Raw genomic sequence first — 23,173 nt, 5'->3', positions numbered from 1 at the left:
GGGGGTGGTCGAAACCTGGGGACACGACGAAGCGCGCCGATCACGGCCGGTGTCGGGGTGGACGGCGGCGATCGGCGAAGTGCCCCGGAGTCGTACTGTACGTACAAATCCAGGAATGGACCTATATCAGTATGGTCCTACTGTCGGGCCGCCAGTGAAACGTGCCAAACAGGCCCGGACGACTGTGCGAAGGCACACATCGGAGTGCCTTCGTGAGGCGACCGGTGACGCGCGGGTGAGGGCGATCACGACCCGACATGACTCAAAGTCGCCGCCGACGGGATAACGTGCGGCAGGTCGCACGCGTGAGGCGTCGACGACGTGGCCCTGGGAGCGGATCTTGAGTCAGAACGTGCTGGCATCGGCGTCGGGTGTCGCCGTTCAGGCGAGCCGCAGGCGGACGTTCGCGGTGATCTCGCATCCGGACGCTGGCAAGTCGACGATGACCGAGGCGCTCGCCCTGCACGCGCGGGTGATCGGGCAGGCCGGCGCGGTCCACGGGAAGGGCGACCGCCGTGGCGTGGTGTCCGACTGGATGGCGATGGAGCAGCAGCGTGGCATCTCGGTCACCTCGGCGGCGCTGCAGTTCTCGTACCGCGACACCGTGATCAACCTGCTGGACACCCCCGGGCACGCCGACTTCTCCGAGGACACCTACCGGGTGCTGACGGCGGTGGACAGCGCGGTCATGCTGCTGGACGCCGCGAAGGGCCTGGAGCCGCAGACGCTCAAGCTGTTCGAGGTGTGCCGCCAGCGCGGCATCCCGGTGATGACGTTCATCAACAAGTGGGACCGGCCCGGCCACGACGCGCTCGCGCTGATGGACGAGATCGAGCAGCGCATCGGGCTGAAGCCGACCCCGCTGACCTGGCCGGTCGGCATCGCCGGGCAGTTCCAGGGCGTGATCGACCGTCGCACCGGCACGTTCGTCCGGATGGAGCGCTCCCCGGGCGGCGCCGACCTGGCCATCGAGGAGGAGATGGACCCGGCCGAGGCGGCGAAGCGGTACGGCGCCGACTGGGACACCGCGACCGAGGAGCTCGACCTGCTCGCGATGACCGGCGCCGACCACGACCAGGAGACGTTCCTGGCGGCGACGAGCACGCCGGTGCTGTTCGGCGCGGCGGTCGCCAACCTCGGTGTGCGCCAGCTGCTGAACATTCTGGTCGAGCTGGCTCCGCCGCCGGCCGCCCGGCCCACCGCCGCGGGCACGGACCAGCCGGTCGACGCCGCGTTCTCCGGGTTCGTGTTCAAGATGCAGGCGAACATGAACCGCGCCCACCGCGACCAGGTCGCGTTCATGCGGATCTGCTCCGGCCGGTTCGAGCGCGGCATGATCGTCACGCACGCCGGCACCGGGAAGCCGTTCGCCACCAAGTACGCCCAGCAGATCTTCGGACAGGGCCGCGACACGATCGACGAGGCGTACCCGGGTGACGTGGTCGGCCTGGTCAACGCGACCGCGCTCGGCATCGGCGACACCCTGCACGTCGGCGAGCGGGTGCAGTTCCCGCCGCTGCCGTCGTTCCCGCCGGAGCACTTCGCCGTCGCACGCACCTCCGACACCTCGACCTTCAAGCGGTTCCGGCGCGGCATCGAGCAGCTCGACGGCGAGGGCGTGGTCCAGGTGCTGCGCTCCGAGCAGCGCGGCGACCAGGCGCCGGTGTTCGCCGCCGTCGGGCCGATGCAGTTCGAGGTGGCCGCCTTCCGGCTCGAGACCGAGTTCGGGGTCAAGGTGCAGCTCGACCACCTCCCGTACGAGGTGGCGGCCCGCACCGACGAGGCCGGCCGCGAGATCCTGCGCACCGAGTCGAACGTCGAGGTGATGACCCGGGTCCGCGACGGCGCGCTGCTGGCGGTCTTCCCGCACCGCTGGCGGATGCGCACGGTGGCCGGCCGCCACCCCGAGCTGCGACTCGACACGTGACGCGGGGGCGCTGAGCCGCACGTCCGTGCTGGCTGGGCACTCCGAGACGGGCACCAGCGTCGCGCCCGGCATGAGTTCTTCCAGCTGGCCCGCGACCAGCTACCCGAATGGCAGTGGCGGGCCCGCGGCTTCCTCGACGACGTCTCCCGAGAGTCCACGCTGGACAGCCGATCGGGTTTCAAGACGCGGCCTTCCCGGAGATCGACAGCTATGATCCTCTTTTGTCGAGTTTGGCGGTGAGTGCTAGCCTCGCGCGCTGGTGAGCCGAACGGTTCATTGACAAAGCGCTGCGGACCTGTCGGCAGGGCGCATGGTGGAAGCGGAGGTCCCTGATGCCCGACGAGCCCAGTGCGACGACACCTGGTGACACCACACCGGACCAACCGGTCGCACCGACCACGGGCACAGCTCCCGAAGAGCCGACCGTCGCGCTGACCCCGGCCACAGCACCGGAAGAACCGACCGTCACGCTGACGGCGGCCACGGCTCCCGAGGATTCGACCGTGGCACTGACCCCGGCCGCAGCACCCGAAGAGCCGACCGTCGCGCTGACCCCGGCCACAGCACCCGAAGAATCGACCGTCGCGCTGACCCCGGCCACGACGCCCGAGGAACCGACCGTCGCGCTGACCCCGGCCACAGCACCCGACGAGCCGACCGTCGCGCTGACCCCGGCCACGACGCCCGAGGAACCGACCGTCGCACTGACGACGCCCCCGACAGCGGACGAGGTCACCGAGCCGGCGCACGTCAGCACCCCGCCGGACGAGGCGACGATCGCGTTGCCCGCGCACACGGACCGGGATGAGCTGACCGTCGCACTGCCCGCGGGCGCACTCCGGCTCCAGGACGACGCGACCGTCGCGCTGTCGGCAGGTGAGCCGCCGACCGGGCAGGCCACCGCACCGGTGCCGCCCGCTCCCGGCGTCACCGTCGCAGCACCCGCCGAGCCCACCGGACCCCGGCTCGGCGGCGTCGTCCTGACCCGGCGACGGCTGCTTCTCGGCCTCACCGGCGTGGCGGGCGTCGCGGGTGTGGCGGCGACGGCGACCGCTGTCGCCGGACGTTCCGCGACGCCCGAATCAGCCGGTGCCACCGCCGGGCCGGCGTCGGCCTCCCCCGCGACCACCAGGCCGAGGGTTCCGGAGAGCACCACCGTCCCCGCGTCCCCGGCTCCGGTCCTGCACCGCCCGATCGCCACGCTCGCGGAGTACACGAAGGCCACCGGAGCACCGGCGTTCCCCACCGACGCGATCGCACTGACCATCGACGACGGCCCGCACCCGGTCTGGACGCCGAAGATCCTGCAGCTGCTGGACCGCTACCACGTCCCGGCCCTGTTCTGCATGATCGGCAATCAGGTGCTCGGTCACGAGGACGTCGCCCAGATGGTCACGAACGCCGGGCACCAGCTCGCCAACCACACCTGGAGCCACCCCCTCAAGCTCGGCAGCAAGCCGAAGCGGGCCGCGGCGAAGGAGATCGAGAAGGCGCAAGCCAAGATCAGCAAGACCACCGGGCAGACTCCGAAGCTGTTCCGTTCACCCGGCGGTGACTGGTCCCCGCAGCTGCTGCAGGGCGTGGCACAGGCCGGGCTGCTGCCCCTGGACTGGAGCAACGACCCCCGGGACTGGGCCCAGCCCGGCGTCGCCTCGATCCAGCACCGCATGCTGTCCGCCCGCCCGGGGCAGATCCTGCTCTGCCACGACGGTGGCGGCGACCGGTCGCAGACCTACAAGGCCCTCAGTACGGTCCTTCCGGCCCTCAAAGCGCGCGGTCTCCAGTTCGTGGCCCTCTGATTCAGCTACTCCTCCGCCGTACCGGAAAGAAAGGGTTTTGCGCCTTTTGCGGCACCGGGCGATCGTGACCGGGCGCGGGACCTGTCCTACGGATCACCTCGGATACAGGGGCGTTCGTCAGTCGATCAGGCGCGGCCTAGCCTGGAGGGGAACCGAGCGCAGGAGGAGACATGGAGTCACGCACCGACCTCATCGAGGACTTGATGAGCCGCTTCCCGCACGTCCCGCGGGAAGCGGTGATCAAGGAGGATCTGCTGCGTGGCGGCCTGGCGTTCGATGACGCGGCGCTGACCGACAACGAGTCCGGCGACGTCAAGCCGAAGTCGTACTTCATCTTCTCGTTCGACCACCGGACCCTGCCCGAGCTGGGCGAGGCGGCGCTGCGCCGCCCGCCGGAGGAGATCGTTCTCACCGGTGGGCCGTATGAGCTGCGCCGCACGGTCGTCTCGGTCCGGACGAACCCCGACTCGCCGTACCGGGTGAAGCCCGACGCCGACGGCCGGTTGATGCTCTTCCTGGACGGGCGGGCGATCGCCGAGGTCGGCCTGCCGCCGATGCCGGACTACTACCGGCACACGCTCGCCAACGGCAAGCAGGTGATGGAGGTCGCCCCGACGATCCAGTGGGGCTACCTCGTCTACCTGACGGTCTTCCGCGTCTGTCAGTACTTCGGCGCCAAGGAGGAGTGCCAGTACTGCGACATCAACCACAACTGGCGCCAGCACAAGGCGGCCGGTCGGCCGTACACCGGGGTCAAGCCGATCGACGAGGTCCTCGAGGCGCTCGCGATCATCGACAAGCACGACACGCTCAAGACGTCGACGGCGTACACCCTGACCGGTGGCAGCGTGACCTCCCAGGTCGGCGGCAAGACCGAGGCGGACTTCTACGGGCAGTACGCGCAGGCGATCGAGGAGCGCTTCCCCGGCCGCTGGATCGGCAAGGTCGTCGCCCAGGCGCTGCCCCGGGCCGACGTGCAGCGCTTCAAGGACTACGGCATCCAGATCTACCACCCGAACTACGAGGTCTGGGACAAGCGACTGTTCGAGCTCTACTGCCCGGGCAAGGAGCGTTACGTGGGCCGGGAGGAGTGGCACCGCCGGATCCTGGAGTCCGCCGAGGTGTTCGGGCCGCGCAACGTCATCCCGAACTTCGTGGCCGGCATCGAGATGGCCGAGCCGTTCGGCTTCACCAGCGTGAGCGAGGCGATCGACTCCACCGCGGAGGGTCTGCAGTACTTCATGTCCCGGGGGATCACCCCGCGCTTCACCACGTGGTGCCCGGAGCCGACCACGCCGCTCGGCAGGACGAACCCGAACGGCGCGCCGCTGGAGTACCACATCCGGCTGCTCGAGGTCTACCGCGCGACCATGGAGGCGAACGGCCTGAGCAGCCCGCCCGGCTACGGCCCGGCCGGCGCCGGCAACGCTGTCTTCTCCGTCAGCTCGTTCATGGACAGCCTGCCCGCCGAGGACTGACAGCACCACTTTCCGGTGAAGCGTCACCGGGGTCCCGGCCGGCCGCTGGGATCCCGGTGACGCACCCCACGCCGCCCGCTCCCGATCCGCAACCTGATTGCCCTTAACTGATCATGCAATCCGAAGTGTGACCCGCCGAACGGAGGAGTGACCCGAAAAGCAACTGCGGCAAGAAAGTCTTCATGAACTCATCGCGCTTCCGTGTCCGCGCCGCCGTCCTGGCGGCATCGATCCTGACGAGCATGGTTCTTCCCGTCTTGCCGGCGCACGCCGCGTCCACCTCGCCCACCCTCAACAGCCGGATGGCCGGGGTGAAGGTGGCAAAGACGATCAACTACTACCCGTCGAACGCCGGCTGGTCGGCGATGTGGACCAGCTTCGACCCGGTCGCGATCGACGCCAGCCTGGCCGTGGCCGCGAGCCTGGGCGCGGACAACGTGCGGGTGATCCTCTTCCCGGACGCGTTCGGCTTCCCGACGCCGAAGGCCGAGTACCTCGAGCGGCTGCGCAAGTTCATCAGCATCGCCGACTCGCGCGGCATGACCGTCAAGCTGACCCTCTTCGACTGGTGGGCGGGTTACAGCGAGGTGTCCCGCAGCGTCACCTGGGCCCAGACGATCCTGGACCCGTACAAGGACGACCCGCGGGTGCTCACCGTGGAGCTCAAGAACGAGTTCCAGCCGGACGACGCGGCCGCGGTCGCGTGGGCCAAGCAGATCATCCCGGCGATCCGGGCCGTCGCCCCGGCCATGCCGCTCACCCTGTCGGTCGACGGCGGCACCGGGGCCACCGGGATGGCGAAGATCAAGTCGGCGCTGGCCACCACCCCGCTGGACTACTACGACTTCCACTTCTACGGAAACTCGGAGCGTTCGCTCGCCGAGATCCGTAAAGCGCAGGCCGCGGTCTCGCCGTCCCCGATCGTGATCGGCGAGACCGGCCTCAGCAGCGGTGCCACCAGCGAGGGCGAGCAGGCCGCCTACCTGGCCCGGGTGTACCGGGCGGCGGCCGAGGCCGGGGTCGGCTCGGTGTCGCCGTGGACGCTCAACGACTTCTCCGAGGGCGCGATCCCGGGCCAGTCGGCTGTCTCGGCGATCCCCGGGCAGTACACGTTCGGCCTGTACCGGGCCGACGGCACCGCCAAGCTCGCCGCGTCGGTGGTGCGCAGCGCCTGGACGACCGGCACCGTGCCGAACAGCTTCCTGAACCTGGGCTTCGAGGCGCCGGCGAACGAGCTGACGTGGAAGGCGAACCAGCCCACGGCGGGCATGGGTGTGGTTACCACCGAGATGCCACGCCTCGGTTCGTACTCGTTGAAGTTCACCGGCACCACCCGGACCAGCGCCGGCCTGCCGTCGATGCGTACCTCGCCGATCACCCCGGTGCAGGCCGGCTACAAGTGGCGGGCCGAGGCGTTCGCCCGCGGCTTCAGCGCCACCGGCATCACCGAGATCTCACTGAGCTGGTTCGACGCCACCGGCAAGTGGCTCAGCGAGAGCACCTCGAACCGGCTGCCGGTCGGCAACACCACCTGGACGAAGCTGGTCGTCGAGACGGCGGCGCCGGCCGGCGCCGCCGCCGTCCAGCTGCACCTGAAGTCGGCCGACAACACCGGCACGGTCTACTTCGACGACGTCGCGATCTCCTGAGGTCCGGTTACCCGGTAGATGGCCCCGGCCAGGTCGTCGCTCACATAGAGCGCCTGGTCGGGGCCCTGTACTGCCATGACCGGCCGCCCCCAGCGCCTGCCGTCGGCATCCTGGAAGCCACCGAGCAGGGTCTGCTGCGGGCCGAGGGCCCCGGCCCGCCAGGCGAAGAACGACACCTCGGGCGCCTGGGGCGGGTTCCGGTTCCATGAACCGTGGACCCCGACCAGGGCGCCTTCGCCGTACGACCCGGGAAGTTTCGCGAAGCTCAAGCCCAGCGGCGCGGAGTGCGCACCCAGCCCCTGCTCGATCGGCGGCAGTTTCGAGCAGTCGAGCTCGGTGCCGTTCCGGTTCATCTGGTAGTCGCGATCCCAGCCGCGATCGAGGTTCGGATTACAGTACGGCCAGCCCAGATCCCGCCCTTGGGTCAGCTTGGCGAGCGGCTCGAGGGGGTGGGTGTTGACGTACCCCCGTTTGACCTTGCCGTCGGCGGGATCGGCGATGTTGTCCCGGTTGTTGACCGCCGTCCAGACCGCGCCGTCCGGGGCGATCGCCAGCCCGGTGCCGTTGCGGACGCCGCGCGCGAAGACGGTGGGTGTGCCGCCGCCCGCTGGCGCCTTCAGGATGGTGGCCCGCTCGGGGCTGGCGTCCCGATCGGCGGCCGACACATTGCCGGTCGAGCCGACCGAGACGTAGATGGTGCCGTCGGGACCGATCGCGACGCTCTTCAGCGCGTGCGCGTAGGCGCCGCCCAGCTCCGGGCTCTTCTCGTCGGGCAGCCCGTCGATCACGACCTTCCGCTCGGAGAGCGCTCCGCCTTCGTACCGGAAGCTATCCACCTGATCGCTTTCGGCCACGTAGAGCGTGTTGCCGTGGAATGCCAGGCCGTGTGGCTGGTTCAGGCCGCCGACCAGAGTTCGCTGCCGCGGTACGGCGTCGCCCGCCCCCGGGGTCAGCTCGACGACGTCGCCGATCTTCGGGCGGGAGACGAGCAACCGCCGGTCCGGAGTCCACGCCAGCAGACGGGCATTGGGCACCCGCGCCCAGACGCCGGCCGACCAGCCGGCCGGCACCCGCATCTCCCGAGCCTGGTCGAAGGGGGCGGTGTCCGTGCCGGCCGGGACGCGCACCGGAACGTCGGCCTGCCCCGACGGCGGCGCGGCATCCGACTTCTCACCCAGGACCGAACACCCCACCAGGGTCAGCCCGAGTCCGCCGGCCAGCAGCGCGCGCACAACCGTGTTCACCCGACGACCGTACCGTTCCGGGTGCACCACGAGGACATCACGTTCCTCACCCGCGCAGCGCCGGAGCCGGATCCGCGGTTCCGCTCGGGCGTTGCGGGTCGCCGGCGAAGCCCGCCGCGGCCAGGGCCAACCCGACCGCGACGAGTGCCACTCCGACCCACGCCGAAGCCAGGTAGCCGAGGCCGCGGGCGATCACCAACCCGCCGAGGGCGGCACCGAGGCTGTTGGCCAGATTCAGCGCCGACTGGCTGACCGCCGCGCCCATCAGTTGGGCGCTGGGCGCGACGGTGATGAGCCGGGCCTGCAGCGCCGGGCCCACGAAGAGGCTGGTCCCAGACCTGCGGGGTACGCAAGGCCCGCAGTTCGCCCGCGGGCGAGCCGCCCGGCGTCGCGGCGACCTCGGGCACCAGGATCCGGACCGCGGCCAGAGGATTCCCTCTTCAGCGGAGTCCGGAACTCCCCAACCGGGCAAGCTAACCGGACAGGCAGGTCATGACCACACGTTCGTGGCACTGCCCTCAGCAGATCCAACTGGAACGATGGCCGGATGTCTTCACCGTCCGACGTCGCATCCGCATCCCGCAGAACCTGGCGGTGGATCGCCGTCGCCGCCACCGCCACCGCGGTCACTGCCGCCGGAATCACCTACGCCTCCGCGGCGACCACTGCTGCAGTTCCGAACGTTCGCTTCACCAAGGTCTACTACAACTCGCCTGGCGCTGACACTCGCACCAACGCGAGCCTGAACGCCGAATACGTGCAGGTCACCAACAAGAGCAGCAAAGCCGTGTCGGTCACCGGCTGGACGATCAAAGACGTCGCCGGGCACACCTTCAAACTCTCCGGAAGCCTCGCCGCAGGGAAAACCGTCACCATCCACACCGGCAAAGGCAAGAACGGAACACCTGCCGGGCACTCCTACTGGCAGTCCGGCAACTACATCTGGAACAACACCGGCGACACCGCCACCCTCCGCAACAAGACTGGGGCGACCGTCCATACCTGCAAGTGGGGAGCGACCGGATCGGTGACGACGTGCGCGCCGACACCGACACCCACGAAGCCAACGGCCGCGCCGACCATGCCGGCCACAACCAGGCCGACAACCGCAGCCCCGACCCCGACCACAACGGAGCGGAACGGAACGTTGACCCCCACGCCGACCGTCGAACACCCCGACCCGGTAGATCCCTGACCTGCCGACTCAAAGGGCCCGCCCTCCACGCGAGATGCGGGCCTTCGTCGTCCTACAGACACACATCGTTCCTGCGGGTGACGGCATCACCATTGGCCTGGCAGCGTCCCCGGGATGATCCGACGACTCGCACCTGCCGCGCTCACCCTTGCTCTTGCCCTGGCCGACTGCCGTGGCGAGCACGTCGTCATGATCGGCTAAGCTTCGCGGCCGAAGATCCACTTCGGAGTGGATCGGCTGACCTATGCGGAGGAAAAGTGGCAGTCACCGCCGACCTGAGCAAGATCGTCGACAAGGCCTGGCAGGACAAGTCCCTGGAAGAGATCCTCGACGCACCGGTCGAGGCGCTGGCCGGCGTCAGCGAGAACGGCGGCAAGCTGATCCGCGAGGCGCTCGGCGTCAAGACGATCGGCGAGCTTGGTCGTAACAAGTACTTCCGGGCGGCTCAGGCCCTCGCCGCCCTGGCCGACGCCAGCTGAACCCCGCCGTGGGGCATCCTCCGGGTGCCCCACCACGCCGGTCGGCACGCAGCGAGCGCTTCGTCGCCCGGGTGGATCCGCACCTCCCGGCGTCGGGTTCAGGACGGATAGGTCAAGGCGGTGGAGCGCTCCTCGGCGACGCCCGCGAGCCGGACCAGGTCGGCCAGGCCGACGGCCGGGTCGGCGCTGGACATCCAGACCATTGACCGCGGCGTCAGGTAGACGATCTCGGTGACCCCGTCCCGGCCGCGTTCCAACGTGGCCGGTGCTCCGTCCACCACGGTCAGGGCCTCGAACCCGCAGTCCTCGGCGGCCTGCTCGAACGATTTCGCGAAGGAACTCTCCGGCTCGTAGAGGACGACCTGTTCCCGTACGGACTCACCGAGGGTGACCGTGAGCCAGCCGCGACCGCCCAGCGCGTAGAGGTTCCGCTCGGTCGCCCAGGGGAACCGGTCGCACTGATCCGGCCGCCGGGCCACACCGGAGCATCGAGCCTCCGGCAGAACCACATACCGGCTGGACGCATCGCCGCCGGCCACCGGGACATCCTCGGCGCGCAGGGTCGCACCGTCCGGAACCGTCGCTTCGACACCGCAGGCTCCGACCGCCTGAGCGGACGCGGCGGCGGGCTCCGTCTCCTGATCGACGCAGGCCGTGAGCAGCAGCGCGGCGATCAACACCAGGGGCAGACCATTGATTGACATCTATTTACCTGACCACTGAGCCACTGGACGGGCCGAGCATACCGGTCGATGTCAGGATTGCCGAAGACATGGCCAGAAGTCGACTTTCAGGCCAGCAGTCGCCGGATCCGGGCCACGGACCGGGCGAAGTAACGGTGCTCCGGTGGGCGGGTGAGGAAGTCGGCGAGGGCGTACAGATCAAGCGCCTGGCTCAGGCTCCGCCAATCCGGCGGCAGATCGCCGCCGGCCTCCTCGAAGCCGGCGAGGAACGCCTCGGCGAAGCCGGGTGGGCGCGGATCACGCAGCATGTTGCCGACGTCGGTCAGCTGCGGGCCGCTGAAGGCGAATTCCCAATCCAGTACGGCCGAGACCCGCCATCGCCCGGCCTCCCGGACGACGAGCAGGTTCTTCGGGTTGAAGTCGCTGTGCACGAGTTGCCGCGATCCGTGCAGCGCCGTGAGAGCCGGCGTCGCCCGTGCCGCGTACTCCCGGAGCGCGCGCCGCTCGGAGCCGGTGAGGTGGCCGTCGACGTCACCTTCGGCCAGGCAACGATCCACCCAGGCGTCCAGGCCGCTCGCCGGCTCGACACCCGGCGGCCCGGGCGTGAGACTCCCGTCGGAGAAGAAGCCCGGCGCGCCGAACGACACCGTCCCGAGGCCGGCCAGCGCCCGCCCCACCACCGAACCCAGCTCCCCGGCGGTGCCCGGGTCCGCGGACATCAGCACCTCGCTCAGCATCCGGCCCGGCACGAACCGGGACAACAGGACCGGCTCGCCCGCGAAGCCGACGGCGATCACCTCGGGCACCGGAACCACTCCGGCCAGCCGCCGGGCCAGCGCCGCCTCGATCGCGGATTTGTCCGCCCTCAGGTAGCGGCGCAGCACGTACGCGCTCCCGTCGTCCATCGTGACCACGACGTTGTGGTTGCTGTACCCACCGGTCAGCTCGCGCATCCCGGAGATCCGCCGCCCGGGAAGCGCCTTCTTCTCGATCCAGTCCGAAATCATCGATCTCCACCTTTCCAGTGACGCTCCCGGGGCAGCTCGCCGGGGACGGGCTGTGGCAGGATCGAATAAGAGGTGAGGCATATGCGGACTCGGCTGCGGCATCTGCGACACGGCTCGCGGATGTTCACCTGGCGCGCGGAGATCCACCATGTTCGGGGCGACGCGGACTGTCACCGCTGCATCCGGGTCCGCGTCTGGGGCTCGGGGAAGACCGGCCAAGCGCTCCAGGCGGACCTGTTGTCGCTCGCCTGGCCGGCGCCGTGGGGCGCCTGCGCCACCGACGGCTCCTATCCGACCTCAGCCGACGTCCGCGCCCTGATCATGTTCGCGCTGCGCGCCGGCTGGCAGCCGGAACGGCGCGGCGGGACGTTCGCACTCACCGAGATGCAGCACGCCGAGGCGTGCACGCTGACGGGCTTCCTGCTGACTGATCGCTTGCGGACACCACACGGCGCCGACCCGACCCAGCGGGTGATCGCCGCCCACAACCTGCGCCAGCGCAGCTGACCCCGATCCCGGGTTCGGTGATCGAGCCTCCACGGCGTCGTCACCGCTCTCCTCTGCCGAATCGCCGCTTGGCGACCGGGTCGAAGTCCTCCGGGGTGGCGGCGTAGCGGTCCTCGAAAGCGGCCGGGACCATCAACCCGTCCGGGTCCATGTCCTGGAACGCGGCGTTCAGCCGCTCCTCGTCGTCCGCGGAAGCGGCCGCCGCCGGGATCTCCCGGAACAGGCTCGCCAGCCCGTTGAGGCCGAAGTACTCACAAGCCTCCACCGCGGCCCGCAGCTCGGCGGGGTCGAAGCCGACCACGGCCGTCCCCGCGCCACCGTTCAGCATCGCGCCGTGCACCAGCAGCAACGCGCTCAGGTGCCGGTCACCCACCCCGCCGCCCTGATGCCCGCAGGCCCGCTTCCACACCGCGTCGATCACGTTCATGCCCCGATCATCGCCGAGAAGGAAATCCTGTTGACCCTGATTCGCACGGATCGGTAGACCGGTCACATGTCCCTCATCACCGTGCGCGAACTGACCAAGGAGTACGTACGGACCAAGCCGGTGCAGGGCCGGTTCGGCACGGTGCGAACCCTGTTCACCCGGGAGAAGGAGCGCACCCTCGCGGTCGACCGCATCGACTTCACCATCGACGAGGGTGAGATCGTCGGCTATCTCGGGCCGAACGGCGCCGGCAAGTCGACCACGATCAAGCTGCTCACCGGAGTGCTCTGGCCGACCGGCGGGACCGTCGAGGTGGCCGGTCCGGACGGCCCGGTGGTGCCGTGGCGCGACCGGCGACGGCTCGCCCACCGGATCGGGGTGGTGTTCGGGCAGCGCAGCCAGCTCTGGTGGGACCTGCCGCTGATCGAGTCGTTCGACCTCGTCGCCGCCCTGTACGACGTGCCGGCCGACCGCTACCGGAGCAACCTCGCCCGCCTGCGCAAGCTCCTCGACCTCGAGCCGTTCCTGCGCACCCCGGTCCGGCAGCTCAGCCTGGGCCAGCGGATGCGCGGTGACCTCGCCGCCGCGCTGCTCTACGACCCGCCGGTGCTCTACCTCGACGAGCCCACGGTCGGGCTGGACGTGCTCGCCAAGGAGACCGTCCGTGGCTTCGTCGACGAGTCGAACCGCAGCGGCCGCACCACGGTGCTGCTGACCACCCACGACCTGGCCGACGTGGAGCGGTTGTGCCGGCGGATCCTGCTGATCGATCACGGCCGGGTGCTCTACGACGGGCCGGTCGACGGGCTGGTCGCGCGATATGCGCCGTACCAGGAAGTGCTGGTCCGCCTGGACGGCGAGCAGCCCGACGGCGGCCGCCTCGACCTGGGCGGATTCATCGGCGAACGGGAGCACGACGGCCGGTGGCGGTTCCGGGTGGGCCGTGACGAACCGGTGCACCGGCTGCTCGCCGCGGCCGGTGACGGGCGGCAGATCCGGGAGCTCGCGGTGGTCGAGTCGAACCTGGAGAGCGTCGTCCGGGAGCTGTACCGGGAACGGCGCAACACATGAGCGAGCTTGCGAGCGAATCGGCTAGCTCAGTTTTGGGCTCATGTCGACGCCGGAGCGCAGCGGAGGTGGCGGCATGAGCGAGCTTGCGAGCGAATCGGCTAGCTCAGTTGTTGGCTCATGCCGACGCCGGAGCGCAGCGGAGGTAGCGGGCATGAGCGAGCTTGCGAGCGAATCGGCTAGCTCAGTTGTTGGCTCATGCCGGCGCCGGAGCGCAGCGGAGGTGGCGGCATGAGCGTGCTGCGCGGTTATACGGCGTACGTCCGGACCGCGGTCGCCATCCGCCTGCAGTACCGGAGCACGATCCTCGCGTCGGTGGTGGTCACCCTGGTCTGGATCCTGCTGGTCACCCGGGTGTGGTCGGCCGCCTTCCAGGGCCGGGAGGTGGTCGCCGGGCTGACCCTGGAGAGCACGGTGGTCTACCTGACCCTCGCGAGCCTGCAGGCCGCCGTGATCAACACGCCGGTCACCTGGATCATGTCGAGCCGGGTCCGCTCCGGTGAGGTGCTCTTCGACGTGAGCCGGCCGCTCGGCTACCCGGGCCAGATGCTCGCCCTGCAGGCCGGCCAGTCGATGATCCAGGTCGCGGTGATGGTGCTGGTCACGCCGGTGGCCGGACTGCTGGGTGGGCTGTCCGGGCCGGCCGGGCTCACCGCCGGCCTGCTCTACCCGGTGGCGTTGGTGCTCGGCTGGGTGCTCAACGCGCTGCTGACGCTGCTGATCGGACTCTCGGCGTTCTGGACGGTCGACAACGTGGGCATCACCGTGCTGTACCGGTTCGTGGCGGCGTTCCTGGCCGGTGCCACCGTGCCGCTGATCTTCTTTCCCGGGCCGCTGCGGACGCTCGCCGAGGCGCTGCCGTTCCGGTTCGTCGTCTACCAGCCGGCCGCGATCTACATCGGTCAGGTCGACGGGGCCGAGGCGCTCGGCGGGTTCGCCCTCTCGCTGGCCTGGATCGTGATCCTCGCCGGGGTCGTCGGCCTGACCTGGCGTCGCGCCTACCGCAGGATCGTGGTGCACGGTGGCTGAGATCAGGCGGGAGATCCGGCTCTACCTGAAACTCCGCCGCGCCGCGCTGCGCGGCGCGATGCAGTATCGCGGAAACATCCTGATGATGGTGCTGGCCGGCGCCGCCTATCAGGGCAGCGGCTTCGCCTTCGTGTGGGCGCTGTTGCACACTTTCGGCACGGTCGCCGGGTGGGGCCTGGGACAGATCGCCTTCCTGTACGGCATGAGGCTGCTCTCGCACGCGCTGTGGCTGGTCACGCTCGACGGCGTCATGCAGGTCGACTACGCGATCCGCGAGGGCCACCTCGACCGGATGCTGCTGCGACCGGTGAACGTCCTGTCCCAGCTGGCCACCACCACCCGCTCACTGCTGCCGTTCGGCGACCTGTCGATGGCGATCGTCGTCTTCGGTGTCGCGGTGAGCGTCGCGGACCTCGACTGGTCGCCCGGCTCGGTGGCGTTCCTGGTCCTCGCCGTGATCGGTGGCGCCATGATCGAGGGGTCGGTGGCGGTCACGATCGCCGGGTTCTCGGTCCGGGTCCTGGACACCTGGGCGTACCGGCTGATGATGTTCGACGCGATGGACACGCTGGGGTCGTATCCATTGAGCATCTTCGGGAGCGGGATGCAGCGGACGCTGACGTACGTACTGCCGGTCGCGTTCGTCGCCTTCCTGCCGGCCAGCGTGATCCTGGGCAGAACCGGCCAGCTCGCGGTTCCGGCGTGGCTCGGATACGCGACGCCCGTGGTCGGCGCGACCCTGTTCACCGTCGCCTACCGATTCTGGCGCCGCCAGCTCCGCGGCTACCAGGGTGTCGGCCACTGACCCCCAGCCGGCCCACATGGCTGGCCGAGGAGGCGGTGCAGGAGGGTGGGTGCCGCCGGCTCCGTGAGGGAGAGGATCACCCGGACCGAGCCGGGGCCGGCCTCGATCGTCCGGCCGTCCGGGGTGACGGTGATCGACAGCAGCGGAGCGTCGGCCGGGGTGACCTCGCCGGCCATGATCGCGGCGGCCAGCGGGTCGTGCAGCGGGATCTCCTGCCCGCCGAGGCGCTGCCGATACCCCTCGAAGTAGGTCGGCAGCATGTCGGCGAGCGCGGCGTGCAGCGGTGTTCCGTCCGCTTTCAGCGCGGCGGCGTCGGCGACGGTCCAGCGGTGCCGCATGGTGACATCGAGCGGGACCAGGGTCACCGGCCAGGGCGCCGCCAGGACGGCGGCCGCGGCGGCCGGGTCGTGGACGATGTTGGCCTCGGCGTGCGGGGTGCGGTTGCCGGGGACCCGGACCGCCCCGCCCATCACGGTCACCGAGGCGACCAGGGTGGGCAGGCGCGGTTCGGCCTGGAGGGCGGCGGCCAGGTTGCCGCACGGCCCGGTGGCGAGCAGGTGCAGCTCACCCGCGTGCCGGCGGGCCAGCTCGACGAGCAGCTCGACCGCCGTACGGGAATCGGGGTCTTTGCCCGCGGGGAGGCGGACCTCGCCGATGCCGTTGCCACCGTGCACCGAGGCCACCGAGTGCGGATGTTCCCCGGAGCCGACCGCGACCGGGACGTCGTCGTGGCCCGCGAGGGACAGCAGCCCGAGGGTGTTCGCCGCCGCCCGCGGTGCGGTGGTGTTGCCGTTGACCGTGCCGATGCCGGCGAGCGTCACGCCGGGGTGGGCCAGCAGGTAGGCGATGGCGATCGCGTCGTCGATGCCGGTGTCGCAGTCCAGATAGGTCAGCATGCTCCTATTTCTACCGAAGTCAGACCCGATCGTCGGCTTCGGGAGCGCTCCCAAGAGATTCTACAGATGCTGCACGACGGCGATGAGCCTCGGCGGAGGCTGAAGTCGCAGGTCAGCGTGAACCAATTCGGGACAGGCCGGAAACATCCTGGAATCAATCATTGACAGAGCTGGATGCCGAGCCTAGTTTCGGCCCAGGAAAGCGCTTACCTGCACGTTGGGGCCCCACCCAACTCTCCCCGACCCGTTCCCCGACGGAGGAATCCCCATGTCTCCATCGCGTCGCACCGTCCTCGCCGCGGCCACGGCCGGCGTCCTCGCCGCCGGCACCGGCCTGGTCGTCGCCCAGAGCGGTCCCGCCTTTGCGGCGGAGTCCAGTCCGGTCGGTTTCGCCAGCCTGAACGGCGGCACCACCGGCGGCTCGTCCAGCACCGTCGTCACCGTCACCTCCGCGTCGGCGCTCAAGTCGGCACTCAGCTCGAGCACGTCGCAGACCGTACGGATCTCCGGATTGATCACGATCTCCGGCATGTACAGCGTCGCCTCGAACAAGACGGTCATCGGCGTCGGCTCCGGCTCCGGCATCACCGGCGGCGGCTTCAACCTCTCCGGTGTCAAGAACGTGATCATCCGGAACCTGGTGTTCAAGAACGCCGGTGACGACTCGATCAACGTGCAGGAGAGCACCACGAACGTCTGGATCGACCACAACGACCTGTCCAACGGGTACGACGGTCTGATCGACATCAAGCGCGGCTCGGACTACATCACGGTCTCGTGGAACCACCTGCACAACCACGACAAGTCCATGCTGCTCGGGCACAGTGACGACAACAGCTCCCAGGACCTCGGGCACCTGCGCGTCACCTACGTCCACAACTGGTTCGACGGCACCAACCAGCGGCACCCCCGGGTCCGTTTCGCGAACCCGGTCCACGTGCTCAACAACTACTACAGCAACATCGGCTCGTACGGCGTCGCCTCCACCGAGAACGCGGGCGTCTACGTCGAGCGCAACTACTTCGAGAACGTCGCGAACCCGACGGTCACCCAGACCGGCGACTCGGACTCCGGCAACCTCAAGGTCCTGAACAACTACAAGGTGAACTCGGGCACCGAGCAGGTCCGCAACGGCGCCAGCGTCGCGGCGATCCCCTACTCGTACACGCCCGAGGCGAACAGCTCGGTCAAGGCCACCGTCACGGCCGGAGCCGGCACCGGCAAGATCTGACGTTCCCGCACCCGACGGCGCCCGCCCCAATCCCCAGGCGGGCGCCGTCCCCTTTTCGCGAACTCCCCCGTGGTAGCCGCAGCGACCGGCAAGTGAGCATGTCCTCCGGCAAGGCGGAACGCCGGCCGCTCGGGCGGCCGGCGTTCGTAAGCTGCCCTACTACGGCTTGAACGCCGACCCGGTGGACGAACCTGACGTCGGCTGGGCGACGCAGTGCAGCAGCCACCCGTGGCCCGAGTCCACCGGCCAGACATCCCGCCGCCACCCCTTGGTCGCCGCCGGATCCTTGCTGTGCTGGGCCATCGCCTCGGCCGAGCAGGTCTTCGCCACATCCGGCTGCTTCATCAGCGGCGCGGCCGAGTCGAGCACCGGCGGCCCGGCGGGCAGCGTGATCGCCACGAACGTCTCCCACACGTGCGCGCCCGGGCAGAACCGCGACACCGGCGGCATCGCCTGCGTCCCGACCTGAACGAACCCGTTCCAGCACATCGGCGTCTCCGGGCAGAACACGTCACCGCAGGCGACGAATCCGCCCGGGACGCCACCGGCGGTGGCCGTGGCCTTGGGTTTGTTACCGGCGGCCGAGGCGCCGTCCGAGTCACCACCGCGGCCGCGGACCACGATTCCGGCGATGATGGCGCCGACGATCAGGACCCCGGCGACGGCCGCGAGGACCGCGCGGCGCGGCGACTTCCCCTCCCCGGTACGACCGGCGGCCACCGGCGTGAGCTCGACCCGCCGGGCCGCCTCGGCCAGCGACAGCGCGGACGGCAGGCGCTTCTCCGGATCGGCCTGCAATGCTCGCTCGACCAGGAGGAGGACGGCCGGCGGCAGGTCCGTCCCGAGGGTCTTCGGCTCCTCCTGGATCCGTTGCAGCGCCACCGCGTACGGGTTGTCGCCGACGAACGGCTTCTCTCCCGCGAGGCATTCGTAGGCGACCAGGCCGAGCGAGTACACGTCGCTGCGCCGGTCCACGGGCTGCCCGAGCACCTGCTCCGGGGAGAGATAGGTGGGCGTGCCGAGGACCGCGCCGGTGGCGGTGAGCCCGGGCGAGCCCGGGTGCCGGGCGATCCCGAAGTCGGTGATCAGCACCCCGCCGTCGGCACGCAGCATGATGTTGGCCGGCTTGATGTCACGGTGCAGGATGCCCTGGTCGTGCACGGCCTGCAGGCCCTCGGCCGCGGCCGCGATGATCCGCATCGTCTCGGCCGGGGCGAGCCGGCGCTCCCGGGTCAGCCGCTGGGCGAGGGACTCGCCGTCGATGAACTCCATCACCAGGTAGGTGATGCCGTCGGACTCGCCGACGTCGTGGATCGCGACGACCGCGGGGTGGTTGACCCTGGCCATCGCGGTCGCCTCGTCGGCGAACCGTCGTACGAAATCAGGGTCCTGGGCTGCCGTGGGCAGCATCGTCTTGACCGCGACGGTCCGGTTCAGAGCCTCGTCGAAGGCCCGCCACACCTCGCCCATCCCGCCGGCGCCGAGCCGGTCCTCGAGGCGGTAACGGCCGCCCAGCCGCATGCCGGCCCGCAGGCCGAAATCTGGTTGCACGCGCGCATCGTAGGGTCTATGTGTCATCAATCTGTAGAGCGTCCGGCGTGTTTTCTCAAATGGCCCGGGCCAGGCGCCGGACGGCCTCGTCCATCAGGTCCGCCGGGGCCGCCGCATAGGTCAGCCGCAGGTGCGGAGCGGGCGGTTCGGCGGCGTACCAGGGCCGCCCGGGAAACACGATCACGCCCTCGGCCGCGGCCGCGGCGGAGACCGCCGTGTCGTCGGCACCGTCCGGCAGGCGAACCCAGAGGTGCAGGCCGCCCCGCGGGACCGCGGGCGGGATCAGCGCGGGCAGCCGCCGGTGCAGGGCGGCGAGCAGCGCTTCGCGCCGATTCTTCAATTCCTTGCGGAGGGTACGCAGGTGGCGCGCCCACGCCGGCCCGGTGACGAACTCCAGCGCGACCTGTTGCAGCGGCCCGGCCACGAAGAAATCGTCGAGCAGCCGGGCCGAACGCAGCCGGGCGCCGGCCGGACCGCGCGCCCCGATCGCGGCGATCCGCAGCCCGGGCGCCGCCGACTTGGTCAGCGACCGCAGGTAGACGACGTGCCCATCGGGATCGTCAGCGGCCAGCGGCGGAGCGGCGGCACCGTCGATGACCAGGTCACGGGCGTAGTCGTCCTCGATCAGGAAGGCGCCGCTGTCGCGGACGGCGGCCAGCACCGCGTCGCGGCGGTGCGCGGCCAGACTCGCGCCGGTCGGGTTCGCATAAAGCGGCTGGCAGTAGAAGTGCCGCGCGCCGGTGCGAGCGAACGCCGCCGCCAACTGCTCCGGCAGCACCCCGTCACGGTCGGCCGGGACCGGCACCACGCGCAGGCCGGCAGCCCGGGCCGCGGCGAGCGCGCCCAGGTAGGTCGGTGACTCGACGAGCAGGGTGTCGCCGGGCGCGGCCAGCGCGCGGAACGCGGACGAGAGCGCGGCCTGCCCGCCCGGACAGATCACCAGGTCGCGGGCGCGCAGACCGGCGCCGGCCTGCCGGGCGAACCAGTCGCGCAGGTCCTCCCGGCCCTCGGCGGGGCCGCGCTGCCAGGCCGCCGGCTGGCGGGCGATCCGGGCCAGCGCCGTCCCGAGCGCGGCGGCCGGCTGCAGGTCGGCGTCGAGGTATCCACTGGAGAGCGGGATCGCGCCCGCCGGCGGTAACGCCAGTAACGCCTGCATCTCGTCCTCACCGGGTCGGCGGGCACCGAGCGCGACGGTCTGCCAGGACAGGTCGGCGGTGCGCGGCGGCTCCGGTCGCGCCGCCACGAACGTCCCTTTGCCGGGCCGGGCCTCCACCAGCCCCTGCGCGACCAGGACGCGGATCGCCTCGGCGACCGTGACCGGTGAGGCGCGGTGCCGGGCGGTCAGTTCCCGCACCGAGGGCAGCCGGGTACCCGGCGAGGCGGCGGTCACCCGATCACGGAGATCTTGGATAACGCGGGCCGCTGCGTTACCGTCATTCATGAGAGAAGAGAGTAGCGCTACTGCCCGCAGCACGGTAACGGCCGGCCTGGTCCTCGGAGCGGCGGGCGTGCTGGCGTTCAGCATGTCGCTGCCGGCCACCCGGATCGCCGTGCACGATCTCGATCCGTGGTTCGTGGCGTTCGGCCGGGCGGTCGGCGCCGCCGCGCTTGCCCTCTGCTACCTGCGCCTGGTGCGTGCGCCGCGGCCGACCCGGGACCAGTGGCGCCGCCTTCCGGTGGTCGCGCTCGGCGTCGTCGTGGGTTTCCCGCTCTTCACGTCCCTCGCGCTGACCAGCCAGACCTCGGCACACGGCGCCGTGGTGATCGCCGTGCTGCCGGCGATGACGGCCGTGTTCGCCGCGCTGCGGGCCCACGAGCGCCCGCCGCTGGTGTTCTGGCTGGCCAGCGGTGGCGGGCTGATCGCCGTGCTGGGCTTCCTGGTCACGACCGGGGTGGTGCACGGTGCGCTGACATCCGCCGATCTGTTCCTGCTCGCCGCCGTGGTGCTGTGCGGGCTGGGCTACGCCGAGGGCGGGGCGCTCGCCCGGGAGCTCGGCGGGGCGCGGACGATCTGCTGGGCGTTACTGCTCGCGCTGCCCGCGACGCTGCCGATCACGCTGGTCGCCGTGCTCCGCGAGGTGCCGCGCGCTTCAGCGACCGGCTGGGCCGGGTTCGGCTACCTGACCGTGGTCTCCATGTTCCTCGGGTTCTTCGCCTGGTACGCCGGCCTGGCCAAGGGCGGCATCGCCAGGGTCGGGCAGATTCAGCTCGCCCAGCCCGTGCTGACCCTCAGCTGGTCGGCGCTGCTGCTGGGCGAGCCGGTCACGGCCGCCTCGATCGGGGCGGCCGTGGTCGTGCTCGGCTGCGTGGTGCTGACCCAGCGGACCCGTCAGGGCTTGCGGGTCAGCTTCCACCAGAGGGAGGGTTCGCTGGTCGCGGCGTCGGCGCGCAGCGGCACCCGTACCCCCGAAGCCTGAACCTCGCCGACGGTCTCCCCGGCGGTGACCCGCGGGCCGGGTGTGGTGGTCGTGGTCTTGACCTTGACCGCCAGGCCCGGCCAGCCGACCACCTTGAGCGCGCTCGCCGGCGTCACCGTGGTCGACGCGCCCCAGGCGGTCTCGACCTGGCCGACCGGTTTCGCGGCCAGCAGCTCGTACTCCTTCACCGTCGAGCGGACCGAGGCGAGCAGTTTGCGGACGACCTTGTTGACCGCGGCCAGTTGCTCCGGCGTGTTCGCGCCGGGCTGGTTGAAGACCGCGCCGACGATCACCAGGTCGCGCGAGCCGGCCTTGAGCCGGGCCGCGAAGACCAGGTTGCCGCCGGCCTGGTCGGTCGAGCCGGTCTTGATCCCGAAGACCCCGTCGACGCCGAGCAGCGCGTTGTAGTTGAGGATCTTCCCGGCCACCGGGATCTGCGCCTCCCGCAGCTCGACGATCTCCGCGAACACGTCGAACTTCAACACCGCTCGAGCCAGTTTCACCTGGTCGGAGGCGGTGCTGATGGTCGTGGGCAGGAAGCCGCTCGGGTCCGTGTACTCGGTGTCGGTCATGCCGAGCTCGTCGGCGGCGGCGTTCATCTTCGTCAGGAAGCCGTCGACGTCGCCGCCGCCCCAGACCGCGAGCTGGTGGGCGATGTTGTTCGCGGACGGGAGCATCAGCGCCTCGAGGGCGTCGCGCTCGGAGAGCTGCTCGCCCTCCTGCACCGCGACCAGGGACTGCCCGCTGGGAATCCGGGACTGGTAGTCCGCGACGTCCGCGGCGGTGACCGTGAGGGTCGGACCCTCGTCGTCGCCCTCGAGGGGATGGTCCTTCAGGATGACGTAGGCGGTCATGACCTTGGCGACGCTGCCGATCGGCTGCGCCGACTTGCCTCCGGAGCCGCCGATCCGGCCCAGACCCTCGATCATCAGCTCCGCGGAGCCCTGTGCCGGCCAAGGGATCTTGGGCAGCGCGCCGGGGATCTTGATCGTGGTGGCGATGCCGGTGGTCAGGGTCGCGTTCGGCAGATCGCGGGTGAGCTGCACCGCGGCGCCCGAGCCGAGCAGAGCGACGAGAAGGAGGACCGCGACCAGGACGACGGCGAGGCGGCGCCCCTTGCGGCCTTTCTTCGGTACGTCGTTCTGGCCGCTCTGATACGTGGTGGGAGCACTCGCGGGCACCGAGGCGCGGCCCGGTGCCGAGGGTTGATGCGGTAGCGCCGTCACAGGGGCGTTGAAGGCCGCCGGCACCGGCGGCGGAACAGCCGCCCGGCCGGGAGCGCTCGCGGGCGGCACGACCGGCGCCTGCGGCGCGGGAACGGTCGCCCGGCCGGGGACGATGGCGGACTGCGGCGCCGGAACAGCCGCCCGGCCCGGAACGGGCACCGAGGCGCGTCCCGGCTGGACCGGCACGACCGGCTGGACCGGCACGACCGGCACGACCGGCTGGACCGGCTGGACCGGCACGACCGGCACGACCGGCTGGACCGGCAGGACCGGCTGCACGGACGGGCTCGGTTGTGCGCTGTCGGCCGGCCGCGGGATCGGGACCCGCGCCGAACCGGCTGCCGGGCGACCGTCGCCCTCCGGCGGCACCGGCGTCTCGCCGGCACCGTCGTTCGGCTCCGCCGCCTGCGTCATCAGCCTGCCCCCTCCACGGCCCCGGCCCGCCCGGACGCCCGGTCAAGTATCACCGGACCGCACAAATCCCCGCTGTCAGCACGTTGACCAGCGCAGGAGTGGACTTTCGCGCGGTTTCCCCGGATCGGGTCAACCCACGTA

General features: G+C 70.6%; 21 protein-coding genes. 12 read left to right on the top strand and 9 right to left on the bottom strand.

Features of this window, described 5'->3' with window-relative positions:
- The first annotated feature begins 340 nt into the window (after positions 1-340).
- The 4 genes from CHC09_RS13995 (at position 341) to CHC09_RS13980 (ending at position 6,853) form a co-directional block, all read left to right on the top strand.
- Complete coding sequence (locus CHC09_RS13995; RefSeq protein WP_089293496.1) at positions 341-1,927, top strand: peptide chain release factor 3; 1,587 nt, start codon at positions 341-343, stop codon at positions 1,925-1,927.
- A 332-nt stretch (positions 1,928-2,259) separates the two neighbouring features.
- Positions 2,260-3,726: a polysaccharide deacetylase family protein gene (locus CHC09_RS13990; RefSeq protein WP_089293495.1), complete on the top strand. Its 1,467-nt coding sequence runs from the start codon at positions 2,260-2,262 to the stop codon at positions 3,724-3,726.
- 170 nt (positions 3,727-3,896) lie between these two features.
- Complete coding sequence (locus CHC09_RS13985; RefSeq protein ID WP_089293494.1) at positions 3,897-5,204, top strand: radical SAM protein; 1,308 nt, start codon at positions 3,897-3,899, stop codon at positions 5,202-5,204.
- A 242-nt stretch (positions 5,205-5,446) separates the two neighbouring features.
- The gene (locus tag CHC09_RS13980; protein WP_239138302.1) at positions 5,447-6,853 is read left to right on the top strand and encodes a cellulase family glycosylhydrolase; all 1,407 of its coding nucleotides are present in this window, start codon (positions 5,447-5,449) and stop codon (positions 6,851-6,853) included.
- On the opposite strand, the gene CHC09_RS13975 is transcribed toward CHC09_RS13980, so the two are convergent.
- The gene (locus CHC09_RS13975; RefSeq protein WP_089293697.1) at positions 6,826-8,097 is read right to left on the bottom strand and encodes a PQQ-dependent sugar dehydrogenase; all 1,272 of its coding nucleotides are present in this window, start codon (positions 8,095-8,097) and stop codon (positions 6,826-6,828) included. The two genes, CHC09_RS13980 and CHC09_RS13975, sit on opposite strands and share 28 nt — an antisense overlap.
- Before the next feature lie 46 nt (positions 8,098-8,143).
- A complete protein-coding gene (locus CHC09_RS13970; RefSeq protein ID WP_239138303.1) occupies positions 8,144-8,416 on the bottom strand; it encodes a hypothetical protein in 273 nt (90 codons plus the stop codon).
- Positions 8,417-8,644: 228 nt separating this feature from the next.
- On the opposite strand from CHC09_RS13970, the gene CHC09_RS13965 reads away from it, so the two are divergent.
- Together CHC09_RS13965 and CHC09_RS13960 are read left to right on the top strand one after the other, a co-directional pair.
- Positions 8,645-9,292 carry a lamin tail domain-containing protein gene (locus CHC09_RS13965; RefSeq protein WP_089293492.1) on the top strand — a complete coding sequence of 216 codons (648 nt, stop codon included), beginning with the start codon at positions 8,645-8,647 and terminating at the stop codon, positions 9,290-9,292.
- Positions 9,293-9,549: 257 nt separating this feature from the next.
- Positions 9,550-9,771: a hypothetical protein gene (locus CHC09_RS13960; RefSeq protein ID WP_089293491.1), complete on the top strand. Its 222-nt coding sequence runs from the start codon at positions 9,550-9,552 to the stop codon at positions 9,769-9,771.
- A gap of 98 nt (positions 9,772-9,869) precedes the next feature.
- Here the strand turns inward: CHC09_RS13960 and CHC09_RS13955 are convergent, their stop codons facing one another.
- Together CHC09_RS13955 and CHC09_RS13950 are read right to left on the bottom strand one after the other, a co-directional pair.
- The gene (locus CHC09_RS13955; RefSeq protein WP_143232316.1) at positions 9,870-10,475 is read right to left on the bottom strand and encodes a hypothetical protein; all 606 of its coding nucleotides are present in this window, start codon (positions 10,473-10,475) and stop codon (positions 9,870-9,872) included.
- Between the two features lie 86 nt (positions 10,476-10,561).
- Positions 10,562-11,461, bottom strand: a complete 900-nt coding sequence (locus CHC09_RS13950) for a phosphotransferase family protein (protein ID WP_179277087.1) — start codon at positions 11,459-11,461, stop codon at positions 10,562-10,564.
- Positions 11,462-11,542: 81 nt separating this feature from the next.
- Between CHC09_RS13950 and CHC09_RS13945 the strand changes: the two genes are divergently transcribed.
- On the top strand, positions 11,543-11,968 hold the full coding sequence (locus CHC09_RS13945) for an integrase (protein WP_179277086.1): 426 nt from the start codon (positions 11,543-11,545) through the stop codon (positions 11,966-11,968).
- 40 nt (positions 11,969-12,008) lie between these two features.
- Here the strand turns inward: CHC09_RS13945 and CHC09_RS13940 are convergent, their stop codons facing one another.
- On the bottom strand, positions 12,009-12,395 hold the full coding sequence (locus CHC09_RS13940; protein ID WP_089293487.1) for a DMP19 family protein: 387 nt from the start codon (positions 12,393-12,395) through the stop codon (positions 12,009-12,011).
- Positions 12,396-12,461: 66 nt separating this feature from the next.
- Here CHC09_RS13940 and CHC09_RS13935 point away from each other — a divergent pair, with 66 nt between their 5' ends.
- The 3 genes from CHC09_RS13935 to CHC09_RS13925 all read left to right on the top strand — a co-directional run bounded on the left by CHC09_RS13935 (position 12,462) and on the right by CHC09_RS13925 (position 15,297).
- Positions 12,462-13,466 (top strand): ABC transporter ATP-binding protein, encoded by a 1,005-nt coding sequence (locus tag CHC09_RS13935; RefSeq protein ID WP_089293486.1) that lies wholly within the window; start codon positions 12,462-12,464, stop codon positions 13,464-13,466.
- Between the two features lie 228 nt (positions 13,467-13,694).
- A complete protein-coding gene (locus CHC09_RS13930; RefSeq protein ID WP_179277085.1) occupies positions 13,695-14,492 on the top strand; it encodes an ABC transporter permease in 798 nt (265 codons plus the stop codon).
- Positions 14,485-15,297: an ABC transporter permease gene (locus tag CHC09_RS13925; protein ID WP_089293484.1), complete on the top strand. Its 813-nt coding sequence runs from the start codon at positions 14,485-14,487 to the stop codon at positions 15,295-15,297. Before CHC09_RS13930 ends, CHC09_RS13925 begins: the two co-directional genes overlap by 8 nt.
- Here CHC09_RS13925 and CHC09_RS13920 read toward each other — a convergent pair.
- Positions 15,276-16,193, bottom strand: coding sequence for a nucleoside hydrolase (locus CHC09_RS13920; protein WP_089293483.1), 918 nt, complete (start codon positions 16,191-16,193; stop codon positions 15,276-15,278). The two genes, CHC09_RS13925 and CHC09_RS13920, sit on opposite strands and share 22 nt — an antisense overlap.
- A gap of 268 nt (positions 16,194-16,461) precedes the next feature.
- On the opposite strand from CHC09_RS13920, the gene CHC09_RS13915 reads away from it, so the two are divergent.
- Positions 16,462-17,424: a pectate lyase family protein gene (locus CHC09_RS13915; protein ID WP_089293482.1), complete on the top strand. Its 963-nt coding sequence runs from the start codon at positions 16,462-16,464 to the stop codon at positions 17,422-17,424.
- 159 nt (positions 17,425-17,583) lie between these two features.
- Here CHC09_RS13915 and CHC09_RS13910 read toward each other — a convergent pair whose 3' ends face one another.
- Positions 17,584-18,975: a serine/threonine-protein kinase gene (locus CHC09_RS13910; protein ID WP_179277084.1), complete on the bottom strand. Its 1,392-nt coding sequence runs from the start codon at positions 18,973-18,975 to the stop codon at positions 17,584-17,586.
- Positions 18,976-19,030: 55 nt separating this feature from the next.
- The gene (locus tag CHC09_RS13905) at positions 19,031-20,416 is read right to left on the bottom strand and encodes an aminotransferase-like domain-containing protein (protein ID WP_089293480.1); all 1,386 of its coding nucleotides are present in this window, start codon (positions 20,414-20,416) and stop codon (positions 19,031-19,033) included.
- Here CHC09_RS13905 and CHC09_RS13900 point away from each other — a divergent pair.
- Positions 20,415-21,392, top strand: coding sequence for a DMT family transporter (locus tag CHC09_RS13900; protein WP_089293479.1), 978 nt, complete (start codon positions 20,415-20,417; stop codon positions 21,390-21,392). The two genes, CHC09_RS13905 and CHC09_RS13900, sit on opposite strands and share 2 nt — an antisense overlap.
- On the opposite strand, the gene CHC09_RS48395 is transcribed toward CHC09_RS13900, so the two are convergent.
- Positions 21,305-23,032, bottom strand: coding sequence for a D-alanyl-D-alanine carboxypeptidase family protein (locus tag CHC09_RS48395; protein WP_239138306.1), 1,728 nt, complete (start codon positions 23,030-23,032; stop codon positions 21,305-21,307). The two genes, CHC09_RS13900 and CHC09_RS48395, sit on opposite strands and share 88 nt — an antisense overlap.
- Between the last annotated feature and the right edge of the window lie 141 nt (positions 23,033-23,173).

This window comes from Actinoplanes regularis, assembly GCF_900188005.1.
In the GTDB taxonomy this organism is placed as follows: Bacteria; Actinomycetota; Actinomycetes; order Mycobacteriales; family Micromonosporaceae; genus Actinoplanes; species Actinoplanes regularis.
Note: the sequence above shows the minus strand (reverse complement) of the source record. Positions and strands in the feature narration are given on the sequence as shown.

Bases quoted from the DNA above. Each gene is read 5' to 3' on its own strand.
- CHC09_RS13990 (WP_089293495.1), top strand. From the start codon at position 2,260: ATGCCCGACGAGCCCAGTGCGACGACACCTGGTGACACCACACCGGAC.
- CHC09_RS13985 (WP_089293494.1), top strand. From the start codon at position 3,897: ATGGAGTCACGCACCGACCTCATCGAGGACTTGATGAGCCGCTTCCCG.
- CHC09_RS13980 (WP_239138302.1), top strand. From the start codon at position 5,447: ATGGTTCTTCCCGTCTTGCCGGCGCACGCCGCGTCCACCTCGCCCACC.
- CHC09_RS13965 (WP_089293492.1), top strand. From the start codon at position 8,645: ATGTCTTCACCGTCCGACGTCGCATCCGCATCCCGCAGAACCTGGCGG.
- CHC09_RS13955 (WP_143232316.1), bottom strand. From the start codon at position 10,475: ATGTCAATCAATGGTCTGCCCCTGGTGTTGATCGCCGCGCTGCTGCTC.
- CHC09_RS13950 (WP_179277087.1), bottom strand. From the start codon at position 11,461: ATGATTTCGGACTGGATCGAGAAGAAGGCGCTTCCCGGGCGGCGGATC.
- CHC09_RS13945 (WP_179277086.1), top strand. From the start codon at position 11,543: ATGCGGACTCGGCTGCGGCATCTGCGACACGGCTCGCGGATGTTCACC.
- CHC09_RS13940 (WP_089293487.1), bottom strand. From the start codon at position 12,395: ATGAACGTGATCGACGCGGTGTGGAAGCGGGCCTGCGGGCATCAGGGC.
- CHC09_RS13935 (WP_089293486.1), top strand. From the start codon at position 12,462: ATGTCCCTCATCACCGTGCGCGAACTGACCAAGGAGTACGTACGGACC.
- CHC09_RS13930 (WP_179277085.1), top strand. From the start codon at position 13,695: ATGAGCGTGCTGCGCGGTTATACGGCGTACGTCCGGACCGCGGTCGCC.
- CHC09_RS13920 (WP_089293483.1), bottom strand. From the start codon at position 16,193: ATGCTGACCTATCTGGACTGCGACACCGGCATCGACGACGCGATCGCC.
- CHC09_RS13915 (WP_089293482.1), top strand. From the start codon at position 16,462: ATGTCTCCATCGCGTCGCACCGTCCTCGCCGCGGCCACGGCCGGCGTC.
- CHC09_RS13900 (WP_089293479.1), top strand. From the start codon at position 20,415: ATGAGAGAAGAGAGTAGCGCTACTGCCCGCAGCACGGTAACGGCCGGC.
- CHC09_RS13905 (WP_089293480.1), bottom strand. From the start codon at position 20,416: ATGAATGACGGTAACGCAGCGGCCCGCGTTATCCAAGATCTCCGTGAT.
- CHC09_RS48395 (WP_239138306.1), bottom strand. From the start codon at position 23,032: ATGACGCAGGCGGCGGAGCCGAACGACGGTGCCGGCGAGACGCCGGTG.